Annotated in this window: 19 protein-coding genes; 10 read left to right on the top strand and 9 right to left on the bottom strand. The window is 52.4% G+C overall.

The features are described from left to right. Nucleotides 1-80 precede the first annotated feature (80 nt). The 9 genes from KNV97_RS07850 to KNV97_RS07810 all read right to left on the bottom strand — a co-directional run bounded on the left by KNV97_RS07850 (nucleotide 81) and on the right by KNV97_RS07810 (nucleotide 8148). Nucleotides 81-1601 carry a tripartite tricarboxylate transporter permease gene (locus KNV97_RS07850; protein WP_218562846.1) on the bottom strand — a complete coding sequence of 507 codons (1521 nt, stop codon included), beginning with the start codon at nucleotides 1599-1601 and terminating at the stop codon, nucleotides 81-83. Between the two features lies 1 nt (nucleotide 1602). Continuing rightward, complete coding sequence (locus KNV97_RS07845) at nucleotides 1603-2118, bottom strand: tripartite tricarboxylate transporter TctB family protein (protein WP_136482662.1); 516 nt, start codon at nucleotides 2116-2118, stop codon at nucleotides 1603-1605. A 77-nt stretch (nucleotides 2119-2195) separates the two neighbouring features. Next, nucleotides 2196-3203 carry a tripartite tricarboxylate transporter substrate binding protein gene (locus KNV97_RS07840; RefSeq protein ID WP_218562845.1) on the bottom strand — a complete coding sequence of 336 codons (1008 nt, stop codon included), beginning with the start codon at nucleotides 3201-3203 and terminating at the stop codon, nucleotides 2196-2198. A 42-nt stretch (nucleotides 3204-3245) separates the two neighbouring features. Continuing rightward, a complete protein-coding gene (locus KNV97_RS07835; protein WP_218562844.1) occupies nucleotides 3246-4079 on the bottom strand; it encodes a class III extradiol dioxygenase family protein in 834 nt (277 codons plus the stop codon). A gap of 4 nt (nucleotides 4080-4083) precedes the next feature. Then, entirely contained in the window at nucleotides 4084-4437 is a 354-nt protein-coding gene (locus tag KNV97_RS07830) for a protocatechuate 4,5-dioxygenase subunit alpha (RefSeq protein ID WP_136482656.1), read from the bottom strand. Nucleotides 4438-4450: 13 nt separating this feature from the next. Next, nucleotides 4451-5320 (bottom strand): amidohydrolase family protein, encoded by an 870-nt coding sequence (locus KNV97_RS07825; RefSeq protein ID WP_136482654.1) that lies wholly within the window; start codon nucleotides 5318-5320, stop codon nucleotides 4451-4453. 53 nt (nucleotides 5321-5373) lie between these two features. Continuing rightward, the gene (locus tag KNV97_RS07820; RefSeq protein ID WP_218562843.1) at nucleotides 5374-6438 is read right to left on the bottom strand and encodes a 4-oxalomesaconate tautomerase; all 1065 of its coding nucleotides are present in this window, start codon (nucleotides 6436-6438) and stop codon (nucleotides 5374-5376) included. Further along, nucleotides 6431-7108 (bottom strand): 4-carboxy-4-hydroxy-2-oxoadipate aldolase/oxaloacetate decarboxylase, encoded by a 678-nt coding sequence (locus tag KNV97_RS07815; protein ID WP_218562842.1) that lies wholly within the window; start codon nucleotides 7106-7108, stop codon nucleotides 6431-6433. The genes KNV97_RS07820 and KNV97_RS07815 overlap by 8 nt, the downstream gene beginning before the upstream one ends. Nucleotides 7109-7122: 14 nt before the next feature. Then, nucleotides 7123-8148, bottom strand: coding sequence for an amidohydrolase family protein (locus tag KNV97_RS07810; protein WP_218562841.1), 1026 nt, complete (start codon nucleotides 8146-8148; stop codon nucleotides 7123-7125). A 156-nt stretch (nucleotides 8149-8304) separates the two neighbouring features. Between KNV97_RS07810 and KNV97_RS07805 the strand changes: the two genes are divergently transcribed. The 10 genes from KNV97_RS07805 to pobA all read left to right on the top strand — a co-directional run bounded on the left by KNV97_RS07805 (nucleotide 8305) and on the right by pobA (nucleotide 16570). Further along, on the top strand, nucleotides 8305-9522 hold the full coding sequence (locus tag KNV97_RS07805; protein WP_136482647.1) for a LysR family transcriptional regulator: 1218 nt from the start codon (nucleotides 8305-8307) through the stop codon (nucleotides 9520-9522). 163 nt (nucleotides 9523-9685) lie between these two features. Further along, nucleotides 9686-10180 carry an NAD(P)-binding domain-containing protein gene (locus tag KNV97_RS07800; RefSeq protein WP_218562840.1) on the top strand — a complete coding sequence of 165 codons (495 nt, stop codon included), beginning with the start codon at nucleotides 9686-9688 and terminating at the stop codon, nucleotides 10178-10180. 116 nt (nucleotides 10181-10296) lie between these two features. Further along, nucleotides 10297-11250, top strand: coding sequence for a Gfo/Idh/MocA family oxidoreductase (locus tag KNV97_RS07795; RefSeq protein WP_136482644.1), 954 nt, complete (start codon nucleotides 10297-10299; stop codon nucleotides 11248-11250). 4 nt (nucleotides 11251-11254) lie between these two features. Next, on the top strand, nucleotides 11255-12256 hold the full coding sequence (locus KNV97_RS07790) for an aldo/keto reductase (RefSeq protein ID WP_218562839.1): 1002 nt from the start codon (nucleotides 11255-11257) through the stop codon (nucleotides 12254-12256). 125 nt (nucleotides 12257-12381) lie between these two features. Then, a complete protein-coding gene (locus KNV97_RS21950) occupies nucleotides 12382-12996 on the top strand; it encodes a type 2 periplasmic-binding domain-containing protein (protein WP_256612613.1) in 615 nt (204 codons plus the stop codon). Beyond that, entirely contained in the window at nucleotides 12950-13417 is a 468-nt protein-coding gene (locus KNV97_RS21945; protein ID WP_256612612.1) for a type 2 periplasmic-binding domain-containing protein, read from the top strand. The genes KNV97_RS21950 and KNV97_RS21945 overlap by 47 nt, the downstream gene beginning before the upstream one ends. 24 nt (nucleotides 13418-13441) lie before the next feature. Beyond that, nucleotides 13442-14017 carry a TRAP transporter small permease gene (locus KNV97_RS07780; protein ID WP_240798099.1) on the top strand — a complete coding sequence of 192 codons (576 nt, stop codon included), beginning with the start codon at nucleotides 13442-13444 and terminating at the stop codon, nucleotides 14015-14017. After that, complete coding sequence (locus tag KNV97_RS21940) at nucleotides 14017-14658, top strand: TRAP transporter large permease subunit (protein WP_256612611.1); 642 nt, start codon at nucleotides 14017-14019, stop codon at nucleotides 14656-14658. Before KNV97_RS07780 ends, KNV97_RS21940 begins: the two co-directional genes overlap by 1 nt. Further along, on the top strand, nucleotides 14613-15302 hold the full coding sequence (locus KNV97_RS21935) for a TRAP transporter large permease subunit (RefSeq protein WP_256612609.1): 690 nt from the start codon (nucleotides 14613-14615) through the stop codon (nucleotides 15300-15302). Before KNV97_RS21940 ends, KNV97_RS21935 begins: the two co-directional genes overlap by 46 nt. Before the next feature lie 17 nt (nucleotides 15303-15319). Further along, nucleotides 15320-16570, top strand: coding sequence for a 4-hydroxybenzoate 3-monooxygenase (gene pobA, locus KNV97_RS07770; protein ID WP_136482639.1), 1251 nt, complete (start codon nucleotides 15320-15322; stop codon nucleotides 16568-16570). The last annotated feature ends 64 nt before the right edge of the window (nucleotides 16571-16634 follow it).

The raw sequence follows: 16634 nt of genomic DNA, 5'->3' as shown, positions 1-16634 counted from the left end.
CATTTTGCGGACAACAGGCAGCAGCACACCGCAGCACAGCCCGACAAGGCTGTGCTGAAGTCTGTCTCTGTTATCTCTTGTTATTGTTTCGCGAACGTTTTGCGCTGCGCGCAGTTGTGCTTAATCTTTTTCCAGACCGGGGTCTGTGACAGATAGATCAGGGCGATCACTACCGCCAGCACGGTTGAGATCGGACTGGTAAAAATGCCCTGGATAAAGGACAAAATATTGTCCTGCTCGGACAACATCGCCCGACGCCAGTTCTGATCCATCAGATCGCTCAGGATCACACCCAAAATAACCGGTGCTATCGGGTAGTTGTATTGGCGCATAAAATAGCCCAGCACACCAAACGCCATCATCCACCACACATCGGTGATCGAGTTATTGATCGCGTAAGCACCCACCACTGACAGCACGACAATAAGTGGCATCAGGATCCCTTTCGGACAGCTGACCATTTTACTGAACACCTTGATTCCGGTCAGACCAAACACCAGTACGCACAGGTTGGCCAACGTCAGGCTGCCGACGGTAAACCAGAAAATGCTCGGATTTTCGGCCAGCAGCAGCGGGCCCGGATTAAGGCCGTGGATGAACAGCGCACCGATAAACACCGCGGTAACCGCATCGCCGGGAATACCCAGCGTCAACATCGGAATGTAGGCACCGCCTACCGCCGCATTATTGGCCGCTTCCGGTGCCACCAGGCCCTCTTTTGCGCCCTGGCCGAACGGCACTTCCGGATTTTTCGTGCTGCGTTTGGCATAGTCGTAAGCCATCAAAGACGCGATATCACCGCCGGTGCCCGGCAGCGCGCCAACCACAACGCCCATCAAGGAAGATTTAATACTCAGTGGCAGGTAACGGCGTACATCCATCCAACCCGGAATGATTTTAGTCAGCTTCTGTTTAATGACTGCTTTGTCGATATTGTGCAACTGACTGAGCACTTCAGACAGACCAAACATACCGATCATGACGGCAATCGGGTTGATACCATCCCACAGTTCGACCACCCCAAAAGTAAAACGCTCTTCCGCTGTTAGCGGATCGAGGCCGACCGTACCGATCAGGATACCGATCGCGCCGGTAAACATCCCTTTGGCAAAACTGCCTTCGGATAATGAGCTAATCAGCATGATGCCAAGCATACCTATCATCAGATAGTCACGTGGCTGGAACTGAATCGCAAATGTACTCACGACCGGCGCGGCAAACGACAGGACCAGAATCCCGACAAAGCCACCCACAACCGACATGATCGTGGTCAGGCCGATTGCACGCCCGGCTTCGCCTTTTTCAGCCAGCGGATAACCATCGATTGCGGTGGCAATCGCCGATGGCGAGCCCGGAATATTCAACAGAATGGCGGTTCGTGAGCCGCCATATACGCCGCCCATGTAAACACCGACCATCAGACACAAAGCGTTATTCAGATCCCAGGGGAAAGTAAACGAAATCAGGATCGATACAGCCATAGTGACTGACAAACCGGGAATCGCGCCGATGTAGATCCCGAGAAAGGTCCCCAGAGCGGTCAGTAAAAACAGGTTCATTGATGTCCATGACATCAGAAAATAGTTGATAGATTCCAACATCTCAGGCGCCTCCGCTAAATAATGAAGAGAGATAAGACAGCACATCACCTTCTGGAATCACCCCTTCTGGCAGGATAACCAAAAACACCAGACGGAAAATAATATAAATCACCACCAGTGCCAGCAGCGCAATGGTGACCGCTTTAACCAGGTTACGCTGATGCAACAGCAGCAGGGTAACGGTCAGAAAAACAAACGTGGTAATCACAAAGCCGATGCTTTCCAGACAAAAAGCAAACAGGCCAATCAGTACCAGCATGATCACCACATTGGTCGGCACAATCTGCTGCAGAAAAGCGCGCAGCGCCGATTTCACCGGTGCTTTTTTCAGTGTGTCCTTCACGGTAATCAATGAGAACACCAGCATGATCGCCGCTGCACTCATCGGAAACGCGCCAGGTGAACTCAACGCATGGGAGTCGGAAATGAAAAATGCCTGATACAACAAGCCGGCACTCAGCAATACCATCAGTACACTGAATACCAATTCTCCCGGTTTTCTGGATTTAACCTCCATGGTCAATCTCCTCACTCACATATTATTATGGGTGCACGAATACAGGCACGCCGCGCATGCCTGTATTCGCTACCTCATTATTGACTGACTTTTTTGATGTTAAATTTTTCCGGAGAGAATTTGGCAATGCCGGAATCGTAAGCAATCCAGGATGCTACCGAGCGAAAACGCTCGACATAGTCACCCGCTTCCTTGCCAGACAGACCAAGATAGTTAAAACCGCGCTGCTCCATCAGGTTTTTGAACTCATCGCTGCTGGCGGAATGGTTAAATGCCGCGGACAATTTGCTCACCACATCATCCGGTGTACCTTTTTTGACGAAAATACCAAAGAAGGAGTTATACGGCAGCTGTGAGGCCAGTTGCGGATAGTAATCCGTTACCGGTTTAACATCCGGGAAGTGTGCATTCGGCTCTTTGTCCATCAGACCAATCACTTTCATCTGACCGGCGCGAAGATACTCTTTGGCCGGGCCGTATGCGGTCGGCATCACATCAATCGCGTTACCCAGAATGGCGGTCATACCCGGACCGTCACCGTTATACGGGATCTCAGTCACTTCAAACGGTTCAGCGCTTTTCAGAATCGCCAGCAAAACTGAAGGTAACCCCCCCGGTCCGGTTGAACCCAGTTTGATCTCTTTCGGATGGGCTTTCGCATATTCGATAAACTCGTGCAGGTTATCGTATGGGGCGTCATTGCGCGCCACGATGATTGAAATCCCCTGCGCCAGCACCGAAATTGGCACCATGTCGCTGTAATCGAGTTTGCCCAGCCCCATAACCTTAGCCATCTGGGTCGGCTCCGCCCCCATCAGCAGAGTGTAACCGTCAGCACCGCGGGCATTAACGTATTTGGTCGCAATCGCACCCGCACCGCCGCTGCGGTTGGTGAGGATGATATCGGTACCCAGTTGCTTTTCCGCCCCCGGTGTGACGGAACGCATGATGCTGTCAGTGGCACCGCCCGCACCCCACTGAATGATGCCCTGGATGTTTTTACTCGGATAATCGGCCGCCATCGCCAGCGATGAACTCATCATCATCATGCCCACAGCCAGGCGTTTGAGGTAAGTCTGTTTCATGTTCTGGTCCTGTTATTATGTTATTTCACGTCGTAGGGGAAATTATTCAAGTAGGAGTAATCCGGCACCGGTATTAGAGATCGGCACGTGGTAGTTACTGTGCAGCACCGTCAGTTGCGGATTCAGTACACCGCGCATGCCGAGCCACATACTGAGTTCCGGTCCCTGAGAGCCAGCCTGTTCAACCAAATCGCGCACAGACAGTTTGGTTAACGCTTGCGGTTCGCTGACAATTTTATCCATACAGTAGAGATCAAACTCTTTATTGATGAATCCGGCGCGTTCGCCATCCAGCTGATGGGACAGACCACCGGTGCCCAGCACAACCACCTTGAGATCCTGATCAAAACTTCGTACTGCATCACCGATCGCTTTGCCCAGGTCATAACAACGTTTTGGTGATGGCATCGGATGCTGTTCGATATTGATACACACCGGGATCACTTTGATATGATCGTATTTAAAGCCCGGCCACATCAGCTGCATCGGAATGGTCAGGCCGTGGTCGACTTTCATTTCCTGGCAAATCGTGATGTCAAATTCGTTGTCTACCAGCTCATTACAAATGTGCCACGCCAGCTCAGATTCGCCCTGAATGGTCGGAATCGGTTTTATACCCCAGCCTTCATCGGCATTGTGGTACTCTTCTGCCACACCAATCGCAAACGTCGGTTTACGGTCAATAAAAAATTCCAGGCCATGGTCGTTGTAGAAAATAATCGCCACATCCGGTTGCTTTTCGCTCAGCCATTCACGCACCGGTGGGTAAGCATCAAAGAATGGTTTCCAGTACGGGGTCTGCTCCAGACCCTGATCAATCGCTTTACCAATCGCCGGAATGTGTGACGTGGTAATGCCGCCTAAAATTTGTGCCATCTGCTTATCTCCCTGCATCGACCAGTTTCTGTTTAAACGCTTCCAGTGACATGCCGGTTTGCAATGCACCGATATCCTGCATGTTCATCCCCAGTGCGCCGGCAAATTTCGCCAGATAATAGATGTTGCCGCCCAGCTCAATCATGCGCAGCACATCGCGATCGCGTACCGCCTGCTTCTGCTCTTCGCTCAGGTTAAAACGATCGCAATAAGCCATCTCATCAGCAAAAAACGCGTCGCGCGCTGAGGAATCGTTGAGGGAGAAACACATTTTGTTCAGGCCATAACCTTTGCGTGCCATGTTGCCGTCGAAAAACGTGGTACCCAAAATAGGCACTTCATTTTTTGCGTAAGCCATCCTTGCTTCTCCTTTATTGCCAGTACAGTTTCATCGGATTATCGACCAACAGTGTCTGTTGCAACTCCGCTGTCGGCGCGATAAGGGGAATCACATCAACCAGGTGACCGTCATCAGGCACATGCGATTTCATATTCGGATGCGGCCAGTCAGTGCCCCATAGCACCTGATTAGGAAAACGTTCCACCAGATGTTTGGCAAACGGCACCACGTCGCTGTAATCCGGTGCAGTCTGAGTCAGGCGCTCCGGACAGCTGACCTTGGTCCAGATTTGTGGATTATCAGCCAGTAACTGGGCAAATTTTTGGAAGTCAGGATGGTCGACGCCGAGAGCAACGTCGGGACGGCCCATATGATCGATAACGATCTGGGTATCGAGTTCGAGCAGGAACGGGGCGATATCGTCAAAATCCTGCGCTTCGAAATAGACCACAATATGCCAGCCCAAAGGACGAATCTTGTGCGCGATATTGAGGAACACTTCTTTTGGTGTCGCATCGACCAGACGTTTTACGAAGTTAAAACGCACACCTCGCACGCCCAGATCGTGCATCTGCTGCAGCTCTTGCTCGCTAATGTCCGGTGAGACTACCGCCACGCCACGTGCTAAGTCACCCGCGGTTTGCAGGGCATCCAGCAACGCTGCGTTATCCGTGCCATGACACGACGCCTGCACTATCACATTACGGGCAAAGCCGAGGTGGTCACGCAGTGCGAACAGCTGATGTTTCGACGCATCACACGGGGTATATTTACGCTTGGGCGAGTAAGGAAACTGCTCTGCCGGACCAAAAACGTGGCAGTGGGCATCCACCGCACCAGCGGGTGCGACGTAAGTAGGCTTGCTCGGGTCGGGATGAAAAGGTAAGTAATCTTTATCCATCTTATCGTCCTTGTTATTGTAATCTTCTAGTTATGTTTCACGTTTCGGTCGTCTTAGCGACCAAATACTACGCCGTCGAACAGCTTGCGTGCCGTACGCAAAATCGCAGCGCTTTTTACGTTATCCTGTTGGTCTAAACTGACCACAACACTTAATTCACCGGTTGGGTGCTCAACGCTGAGGGTCATACGCTGCGCTTTCTCCAATCGGGCCACCTGGCTAGCCGGTGAGTGTGGCAACAGACAGGCTGTCGCCACACTCACCGCCCCCAGCACACCAATGGCATCATGGCAGCGATGAGGAATGAAAGTGCGGGTATTGATCGTGCCCTGTTGTGGTGCGCTGACAATACTCAATTTCGGCACCGAGAGTTCAGTGACATCTCCCAAATTCATCATCGGTCCGGCTTTCAGACGCAGTTGCTCGAGTTGCAGCCGCAGTTCCTGATTGTTTTCCAGATCTTGCGGGCTTTCTGAGCCTGACAATCCAAGTTCGTCTGCTGCAATCACCACCACCGGCATGCCGTTATCAATCAAAGTGACATGAAGCCCGTTGATTTCATCCACCTCGTTCCCGGTTGGCAGCAAGGCCCCGCTGCTGGAACCTGCCGTGTCCTGAAACTCAATTTCAATCGCGCTGGCCGTACCTGGCACACCATCTATACAGGACACCCCACGGTAAGTTACCTGACCTTGTGGTGTCGGCACACGACAAATTGCGATTTGACCGGTGTTTTCCATAAACACAGTGACTTCGGTCACCAATTCATCGGCATCAACCAACCCATGCTCAATCGCAAAGGGACCGACACCGGCGAGAATGTTGCCGCAGTTCTGTTTATCGGCGACCAAAGGCTGATCAACAAACACCTGCAAAAACAGATAATCGACATCCACACCGAGACGCTCAGACGGTTTCACTACCGCCACTTTCGAAGTCAGCGGGCTGGCCCCGCCCATTCCATCAACCTGTTTCACATCCGGAGAGCCCATCACCTCCAGCAGAAACGCATCACGCTCGGTTGGATCGGCCGGCAGATCCGATGCCAGGAAGTAGCCCCCTTTCGATGTGCCGCCACGCATCCACATGCATGGTGCTGAGAAAGGCTGCTCAGACATATTTCAGGCCTTCTTGTTCCAGACGCTCACGCATCTCATAGATGTCCAGGCCCAGTTCACCATTGGCGAGGCGCACCCGTTTAGCTTCTTCGCGCGCTTCACGGGCACGAGCTTCATTAAGCACCCACTCCGCCTCTTCGCGGCGCACCACACACACGCCATCATCATCGGCAACAATCACATCGCCCGGGTTGACCACTTCATCAGCACAAACCACTGGTACATTGACGGAACCCAGGGTGGACTTGATGGTGCCCTGAGCAAAAATATGCTTAGACCAGACCGGGAAATTCATCTCTTTCAGCGTGCGCACATCACGTACGCCACCATCAATAATTAATCCGACCACACCGCGCGACTGGGCAGATGTCGCAAGCAGGTCACCAAAAAAGCCGTGATTTGACGGCGAGGTTGGCGCAAACACCAGAATATCGCCAGCCTGAGCCTGTTCCATCGCGACATGCATCATCCAGTTGTCACCAGCCGCACCCGAAATGGTCAGGGCAGAGCCCGCTACCGCCACATCGCTGTAAATAGGACGCATATAATCCGCCAGCAAACCTTTACGGCCCTGCGCCTCATGCACGGTGGCCACACCACACTGCGCCAGACCTTGCACAATGTCAGGAGCGACGCGTTCAATGTTCTGTACTACTACGTGGTTACTCATTTTACTCTCCTGAATTAAGCCTGGTTAAGAATGCCATCAAGACGGCTGAATACCCGACGGGCATTGCCTTCAAAAATCATCGATTTTTCCTGCTCCGACAGCTTGGTGTTGGCATCGATATAGCGTTTGGTGTCATCGAAATAGTGGCCGGTTTCCGGGTCGATGCCTCTTACTGCGCCGATCATTTCCGATGCAAACAAGATGTTTTTGGCCGGCAGCAGATCAAGCAGCAGGTCGATACCTTTCTGGTGGTAAACACAGGTATCGAAATAGATGTTGTTGAGGACTGACTCTTCCAGCGGTGGCAAGCCCATATCCTGAGCGATACCACGGAAACGTCCCCAGTGATAAGGCACGGCACCGCCGCCATGCGGAATGATGATCTTCAGCTCAGGAAAATCTTTAAACACATCAGACATCAGCAACTGACTGAACGCTGTGGTATCAGCCCCCAGATAGTGAGAGCTGGTGGTATGGAAACAGTGGTTACATGCGGCACTGACATGGATCATCGCCGGAACATCCAGCTCGACCAGTTTTTCGTAAAGAGGGTAAAAACTGCGATCGCCCAGCGAAGCGTCCTGCCAGAAGCCACCTGTGGTATCCGGGTTGAGGTTACAGCCGATAAAACCCATCTCTTCGACACAACGCACCAGTTCAGGAATGGATTTGCTCGGCGTAATCCCCGGTGATTGGGGTAGCTGGGCTACCGGCGCAAAGTTATTCGGATACAGGTCACACACGCGGCGAATCAGGTCATTCTGATGCTCGGTCCAGTAACGGCTGGTGTACTCGTTGCCAATATGGTGTCCCATCCAGCTGGCACGCGGGGAAAAAATCGTCAGGTCGGTTCCGCGCTCTTGTTGCAGACGCAACTGGTTATTATCAATGCTTTCGCGGATTTCATCATCGCTGATGTGGATCGTCCCTTTCTCGCCACGATAGGCTGGGTCTTGTTTTAATGCGGCTTTTTGTGATTCACGATAATCACCGACTTGTGGCGGCGTTGTCGTGTAATGGCCATGACAATCAATAATCATACTTAGTCTGCTCCCTTGTCACTAAGCAATTGGACTTACTCAATGCGTGGATCACAGTATTTACATTTGCGTTACGTTTTGGCTATTTCAATTTACACTAACGGTATTGGTTTTTGATATAGTGGTAAAAAACGAGATAGAAAGATTACGCATAAAATGGAAAAGATACCCAACCTGCGCCACTTGGTCGCATTTGTGGCCGTGGTCAAAAACGGCAGTATCAGCAAAGCATCGGAAAGCATTTTTTTATCCCAGCCAGCCATCACTCAGGCTATAGCCAAAATTGAGAAGTCGCTCAAAACTTCGCTGTTTGAACGCAAGACTGACGGGATGAACCTGACTGCGGAAGGGGAACTATTCAGCTTCCGGATCGAACGGGCCCTGGAGATGCTGACCCAGGCGATCAAGAAAAGTTACCGCCTGGATAAATCCGCCGGCGCTGCCGCCACACCAAGTTTATTTGCTCTGACCACCACACAGCTGCGCGCTTTAGTCGCCGTATCCGAAGCGCAAAATTACTCCGCGGCCGGACGTAATATTGGTGTATCCCAGTCCTCTCTATATAGAGCGTGTAAAGATCTCGAAGAGTATCTGGGCACCGTTTTGTTTGAAAAAACCAGCCTGGGAGTCAGCCCAACCAAAGCGGCCCAGGCCCTGAGCCGGGCGGTAAAACTGGCCTTCAATGAAATCAATCAGGGCATTGCCGAAATCGATGCCAAGAATAATGTCAGCGCCGGCAGTATCATCATTGGTAGCCTTCCACTGGCAAGAACCTGTATTTTACCTAGTGCAATCAATGAGTTTACTCAGAACTGTCCGGATTTTAATGTCAGCGTCCTCGATGGGTTATATGAGGATTTACTCGAACACTTACGGCGTGGCGAGCTGGACGTGATTGTCGGCGCACTGCGCTTTCCGGTGCCTTCCTACGATGTGCATCAGGAAACACTGTTTTTTACCTCTAACGTCATCCTGGCCCGCCAAGGTCATCCGCTGGGGAAAATGGCAAAAGTGACTCTGGACGATTTATGTCACTATGGCTGGGTTATTTCACGTAAGAACACTCCCGGACGCCACATGTTCGAGCAGCTGTTTCTCAGTAAAGATCACCCACTGCCACAACAGATTGTTGAAGCCAGCTCACAGATGCTGGTGCGTGAAATCGTGGTGGGCAGTGACAAACTGACCATGCTGCCCAAACACCAGGTGCACAGAGAGTTGAGCGAAGGCGCATTTGAAATGATCGATTACGACACCGAACAACAAAAGCGTGCGATCGGCATCACAGTGCGTAAAAGTTGGCGCGGCACCACGACGCAGGAAGCTTTTGTTGAAACTATACGCCGCATTGGTCTTTCACTGATCAACCTATAAGAAAATGATATAGGCCATCCAAAATTGGCTATTCAAAATTTGAATAGCCAATACTAAATTTCAATTATCCCGATACCATTCCGTTTGCTAAGTTAGCCATCAATAAAACAACTTCAATACACTCCATCAACATATTTGCTACCTGAACGTTTAAGGAATGTGCATGGCAAAAATTTCGCGACTGGCGCTGATTGGTTTCGGACTTACCGCGCAGAACATGCTCAGACTCGGGGTTAACCAGGCCGAGCGTGTCATTACTGCTTTTGACCCGAACACCTTACATGATGACAGCTGTAAAACGCAGCTGGAGCGCTTTATCAGCAGCGGGGTGCAAGGCTGTTTTTCAGTGGCGGATGCCATTAACAGCGCGCATCTGATCCTACTCAGTGATGCTGAGCGTGACCTCACCCCCTGGCTGGAAGAGCTTGTACCTCAGCTCAAACCGGGGCAGATGGTCGCCGATCTGCGCAGCGGCAGCGTCGATAAGGCCCGTTTACAACAAGAGGTCGAGAGCCAACAAGCGGCCTTTATAGACGGTGAGATTGATATCCATCATGACCACCTTGTGATTCGCAGCACGCAGCACACCAGACTACTGGAGATATTTAAATCTTTAGATATCAGAACGGCTCACCTGGATCTCAACCACGCCAGTTAGCGAAAGTATTGTTGCAAAAAGAGCACCTCTCAAAAAAATCGCAACTTAACAATATAACCACTTAACAATATAACCACTCAGTGGGCGAACCACTCCGGAAACAGAAAGGAAACGTTATGAATATTTGTGTCGTTGGTGCCTCTGGCGCTTTTGGAACTAAACACCTGGAAGCCTTAAGTCAAATTGATGACGTCCAGGTTTCCGCGCTGGTTGGAAGTGAAGTCGAAAAAATGACCGCGCTGGGTGAGCAATACCCGGGCGCCGTCATCAGCGACAGCCTGAGTGAAGTACTGGCGCTGGATACTGTCGATGCCGTCATTCTGGCGACTCCGACCCACATGCACGCCAGCCAGGCAATTGAGTGTCTGGAAGCGGGTAAACATGTCCTGGTTGAAATCCCGATGGCCGACAACATCGAAGATGCCCGCCGTCTGGTTGAAGTTCAGAAACAGACCGGACTGGTCGCGGTTGCCGGTCACACCCGCCGCTTTAACCCAAGCCATCAGTGGATTCACAACAAAATTGCTGCCGGTGATCTGCATATCCAGCAAATGGACGTGCAGACGTACTTCTTCCGTCGCACCAACACCAACGCCAAAGGTGAAGCGCGCAGCTGGACCGACCACCTTCTGTGGCACCACGCCTGCCATACCGTGGATCTGTTCCAATACCAGACTGGTCAGACTGCCAGCCAGCTACAAGCGATGCAGGGACCGGTTCACCCGCAACTCGGTATTGCGATGGACATGAGTATCGGTCTGAAAGTGCCATCCGGCGCTATCTGTACCCTGTCACTCTCATTCAACAACGATGGGCCTTTCGGCACCTTCTTCCGCTACATCTGTGAAGAAGGCACCTACATCGCCCGCTACGATGACCTGTTCGACGGCTACGACAACCCAATCGATCTGTCCGGCGTGACCGTTTCCAACAACGGCATTGAGCTGATTGATCGTGAATTTATCGCTGCCATCCGCGAGGGACGTGAGCCTAACTCATCAGTACTGCAATGTCTGAGCGCGATGGAAACGCTGCACAAGCTGGAGCAGTTACTGGAAAACAACGGGTAACGATATGAAAAAGATCGGACAACTGACCAGTCGTGCCGTCGGGTTAGGCTGCATGAACCTCTCACATGCTTACGGACCGGCGACACCAGCTCGAGAAGCTTCAGCCCTGCTTAACCAGGCGCTGGACTTGGGCTATGACCATCTCGACACCGCAACCTTATACGGCGCAGGTGCCAACGAGACTCTACTGGGCCAGGCCGTCATGCACCGACGGGATGAATTTTTGCTGGCCAGTAAATGCGGTATGTATATCGACCCACAGGGAACCAAACAGATCAGTGGTGACCCGGCTTTGATCCGCCGTCAGTGTGAAGACAGTCTGCGCCGCCTCAATACCGATGTGATTGATCTCTACTACCTGCATCGCTGGGATAAAACCATCCCGATAGAAGAAACGGTCGGTGAACTGAGCCGTCTGGTCGAAGAAGGCAAAATTCGTGAAATCGGTTTGTCCGAAGTCTCTGCCACCACATTGCGTAAAGCGCATGCGGTGCATCCTATTGGCGCGGTCCAGAGTGAATATTCACTCTGGACCCGTAATCCGGAAATCGCTCTGCTTGACGCGTGCCGCGAGCTAAATGTCACCCTGGTGGCATTCAGTCCGCTGGGACGCGGCATGCTGACCGGAACCCTGCGCGACAGTCAGGCTCTGGCCGACAAAGATATCCGCCGTGCGATGCCGCGCTTCGCCGAGCGCAACTTCGCCCGTAATCTGAGCCTGATTGACGGTCTGCAACAACAACTCGATGTCTGGCATGCAGAAGGAAAACTGGATATCAACCTGGCGCAGTTAGCTCTGGCCTGGCTCAACAGTCAGCAGGTCGAGCTGGTTTCCATTCCGGGCACCACCAACCTTGACCATCTGGCGCAAAACATCGCTGCCAGTGAAGTGATCCTCAGTGCTGACATGGTTGCCGCGCTGGATGATCTCATCAACCACAACCGGGTGGCCGGACCGCGCTATAACGCCGCCACCCAGACGGAGATTGATACCGAAGAATTTTAATAACCGCCAACAGCTGCATGGACGCAGCGCCGGGATATCTGCCCTCCCGGCCCCTGTTTTCAGCCTGTAGCTGGCGAGCAGACCGCCTGGCGATAACGTGAAAATAAACATGAGTATGGATGCGAATGATGAAAAAGATAACCACCCTGACTGCCTGCACAATCGGCACTTTACTCGCGGCTGCATCAGCTCAGGCTGCGGACGTGAACCTGCGCTTTGGTCATTTCTGGCCAGCGGTGTCGGCAATACACACTGATCTGTTCCAGGCTTGGGCTGACCAGGTCGAACAGGACTCCAATGGCCGGATCAACGTCGATATCTACGCCAGTTCCACTCTGGCCAAAGCTCCGGCGCAATACGACGCCGTCAGTCACCAGATTCTTGATATGACCGCTACGGTGCAAGGCTATACCGCCAACCGCTTTCCGCTTACCCAGATCGTCGAGTTGCCCGGCGTAGTCAAAAGCGCCGTGCAGGGATCTTGTGTGATTGAACATCTTTACACCGAAGGTCTGATCGCATCCGAATACAAAGATACCCGACCGCTGTTCATGTTTACCCATGGTCCGGGCCTGCTGCATACCAAAGACAAAAAAGTCGAAACACCACAAGATCTGGCCAACCTGCGTATCCGTCGTCCGACTTCAGTCGTCGCCGGTTTACTGGAAAAAACTCAATGCCCTACCGGTCGGCATGCCGGCACCGGACTCTTACCAGTCACTGCAACGTGGCGTGATTGACGGGGTCGCCCTGCCTTGGGAAGGGGCAAAAGTATTTAAAATCAATGAACAGGCGAATAACCACACCGATCTGGGTGGCCTGTATTCGCTCGCTTTCGTTGTGACCATGAATAAAAACGTCTACAACCGCCTGGCACCGGAACTGAAAGCCGTGATTGATAAAAACTCCGGCATGTCGTGGTCATTAAAAGCGGGTGAAACGTTCGATGCACTCGATAGCCAGGGCATGGCCGAGGCCAAACAAAAAGGCCAGCAGATCACCACCATCAGCCCTGATCACTTCAACAGCGAGTGGAAACCGGTACTGGATAGTGTTACTCAGCAGTACCTGGATGATCTCGAAGCCAAAGGCTTACCAGCCAAAGCGGTTTATCAGCGTGCCCTGGCGTTGTCTGCCGGCAGCTGCACGAATCCGGTTTAAGCGATGTCTATCGGGAGTAATGTTATGACTGCATGCAGAAATTTTATCAATCAGATAGCAAAAGCCATGCACGTGCTGAGCGGTGTACTGCTGATAAGCATGATGCTGGTGACATTGATTGATGTCCTGACCCGTACCCTGTATGGCCTCAGTGACGGTGCGATTGCGCTGACCTTTATCGGCGGTGTTGAGCTGATCAAATACGGCCTGTTGTTTACCATTTTATTTACCCTGCCTCAGTCGGTCGGTGATGCTCAGGTAGTGGTCGATCTGTTTACCGATCGCATGTCCGAGCGGGCAAAAATCTATCTCGAATCCTTCTACCTGCTTGGTTTTGCTCTGCTTGGCGCCGGTATGACCTACCGTTTTTACGATGCCATTGAGAGCGCCATCCTGAGTGGTGAAACCACCCAGGATCTCATGATCCCAATGCCATGGGTTTATCGCATAGTGGTGTTCGCGACCGCCATGCTGACCCTGCGCTGCCTGCTGCTGATCTGGGAACTGATCCGCTCTCATCATCGCAACCAGGACACAACCACTGAAGCGCATGCAACGTCGCTTCCCCACTCGAATCAACAGCATAAAGAGGTGATGTAATGGACGCGCCTATGATTGGTTTTATCTGCATCGCCATCATGTTGATCATGATAGCGTTTCGCGCCCCGATTGCGTTATCAATGGCAGTCACCGGTTTTGTCGGCTTTGCCTCGATCGTTGCGTTTCAGCCCGCGGTGGCCATTTTAGACAGTGCCCCGTTTGATGCCCTATCCAACTACAGCTTCAGTCCGATTCCGATGTTCATTTTAATGGGCGTATTCGCTTCCAAAGCACGGATGTCACAAGAGCTGTTCAACGGTGCTAAGACCCTGTTCGGCTCCTGGCGTGGCGGAATGGCGCTGGCTGCGGTGACATCCTGCGGCATCTTTTCGGCCATTTCCGGTTCATCGCTGGCGACCGCGGCCAGTATGTCGCGTGTGGCACTGCCAGAAATGAAACGCAATGGCTATTCGGTCTCACTGGCGACAGGTACTCTGGCAGCCGGCGGTACGCTGGGCATTATGATCCCACCTTCAATTGCTCTGCTGCTGTACGCCCTGATCACCGAACAGTCGGTCGGTGATATGTTTATCGCGGGAGTCATTCCTGGCCTGCTTGGATTGGCGTTTTACTGCCTGGCCGTTGCGGTCACCGTATGGCTGTTCCCTCATCTGGCCACGCCAGGGGAAAAACCACCCTGATGCAAAAACTGGCCGGTCTGAAAGGACTGCTACCGTTCACTGCCATCTTTGCCTTTATCATCGCCGGGATTTACGCCGGGTTCTTTACCCCGACTGAAGCAGCGGCCATCGGCGCCGCACTCACCCTGGCGATTGCGCTGATGCGCGGTATGACCTGGGCCATGTTTGTTGAAGCGATTAACGAAACCTTATCTATCTCTGCGATGATTTTCTTTATGATCATCGGCGCTGAAATCTTCGGTTTCTTCCTGTCTGTGTCGCGCATTTCTTATTCTCTGGTCGACTATGTGCAAAGCCTCAACATGTCGCCTTACATGGTGCTATTTGCCGTACTGATGTTGTTTATTCTGATGGGCTGCGTCATGGACAGCATCGCTATGCTGCTGCTCACGGTTCCCGTGGTGTTTCCGTTGATTCAGGCGGCCGGTTTCGACCCTATCTGGTTTGGTATCGTGGCGGTGATTACCGTCGAAGTCGGCCTGATTACTCCGCCGGTCGGCATGAACGTATTTGTCATCAAGTCCTTGGATAAAGAGCTCAATGTCACCGATATCTTCAAAGGCGTCATACCTTTCATCCTGTCGGATGTTGTCCGGCTGGGCCTGTTGATCGCCTTTCCGTCACTGGCGCTAGCCTTACTATAACGAGCAAGGAGCACACCATGAAAACGTTGCAAACCAAGGTGGCCATTATTGGCTCCGGACCTTCCGGACTATTACTGGGCCAACTGCTGCACAAGCAAGGCATCGATAACATCATTATCGAACGCAGCTCTGCACAACATGTGCAGGATCGGATCCGTGCCGGCATTCTTGAGCAGGGCTTCGTTGAGCTACTGCAGCAAGCAGGCTGCGAGCAACGTCTCGAGCAAGAAGGCCTAGTGCATCACGGTATTTACATCAGTGTAGAAGGCAAGAAGACTCACGTTAATCTAACAAAACTGACGGACGGCAAAGTCGTCACCTGCTACGGCCAGACCGAAGTGACCCGCGATCTGATGCAGGCCCGGCAAGCGTCGGCCCAAACCAGTTTTTATAGCGCGCCAGTGAACCAGATCCACAATTCGCCTCAAAGCAAAGCCCGTGTCTGCTTTGAAATGGACGGCGAACCGTACCAGATAGAATGTGATTTTATCGCTGGCTGCGACGGTTATCATGGTGTGTCACGTCCGAGTATTCCGCAAGACATCCGTACTGAATATGAACGGATTTATCCGTTTGGCTGGCTGGGTTTGCTTGCCGACACTCCCCCAGTGTGTGATGAGCTGATTTACTGCAAACACTCACGCGGCTTTGCCCTGGCCAGCCAGCGCTCGGAAACCCGTTCCCGTTATTATCTTCAGGTAGCAAACAGTGAAAAGGTCGAAGAGTGGAGCGATGAACGCTTCTGGCAGGAGCTGAAACTGCGCTTGCCGGCCGAAGAAGCCGCCAAGCTGCAAACCGGGCCCAGTATTGAAAAGAGCATCGCCCCGCTGCGCTCGTTCGTTTGTGAGCCGATGCAGCACAACAATCTGTTCCTGGTCGGTGATGCGGCGCACATCGTGCCGCCAACGGGCGCCAAAGGGCTGAATCTGGCCGCCTCAGATGTGGCTGCCCTGTATCAGGTGCTGAGTGCTTACTATGCAGGCCAGCCACGTCAGGTGGTGGAACAATATTCGGATGTTTGTCTGCGTCGCGTGTGGAATGCGGAACGCTTCTCCTGGTGGATGACCAGCATGCTGCATCACTTTGGTGAAGAACATGAGGATAAACGTTCATTTGTGGAAAAGATGGCCGATTCTGAACTGGAATTCTATCTGCACAGTGAATCTGGCATGAAGCTGATTGCCGAGCAGTACGTCGGCCTGCCTTACGAGCAGATTAAATCGGTTGAAAGCGAGGTAAAGCCACACGCCGTCCAGGTCAACAGCTAGACAGCGACGACTAAGCCGAACAGCACAGCCGCAACCGACTCTGTGAGCCGCACGGCACACAATA

The organism is Vibrio ostreae (assembly GCF_019226825.1).
GTDB classification, from domain to species: domain Bacteria; phylum Pseudomonadota; class Gammaproteobacteria; order Enterobacterales; family Vibrionaceae; genus Vibrio; species Vibrio ostreae.
Note: the sequence above shows the minus strand (reverse complement) of the source record. Positions and strands in the feature narration are given on the sequence as shown.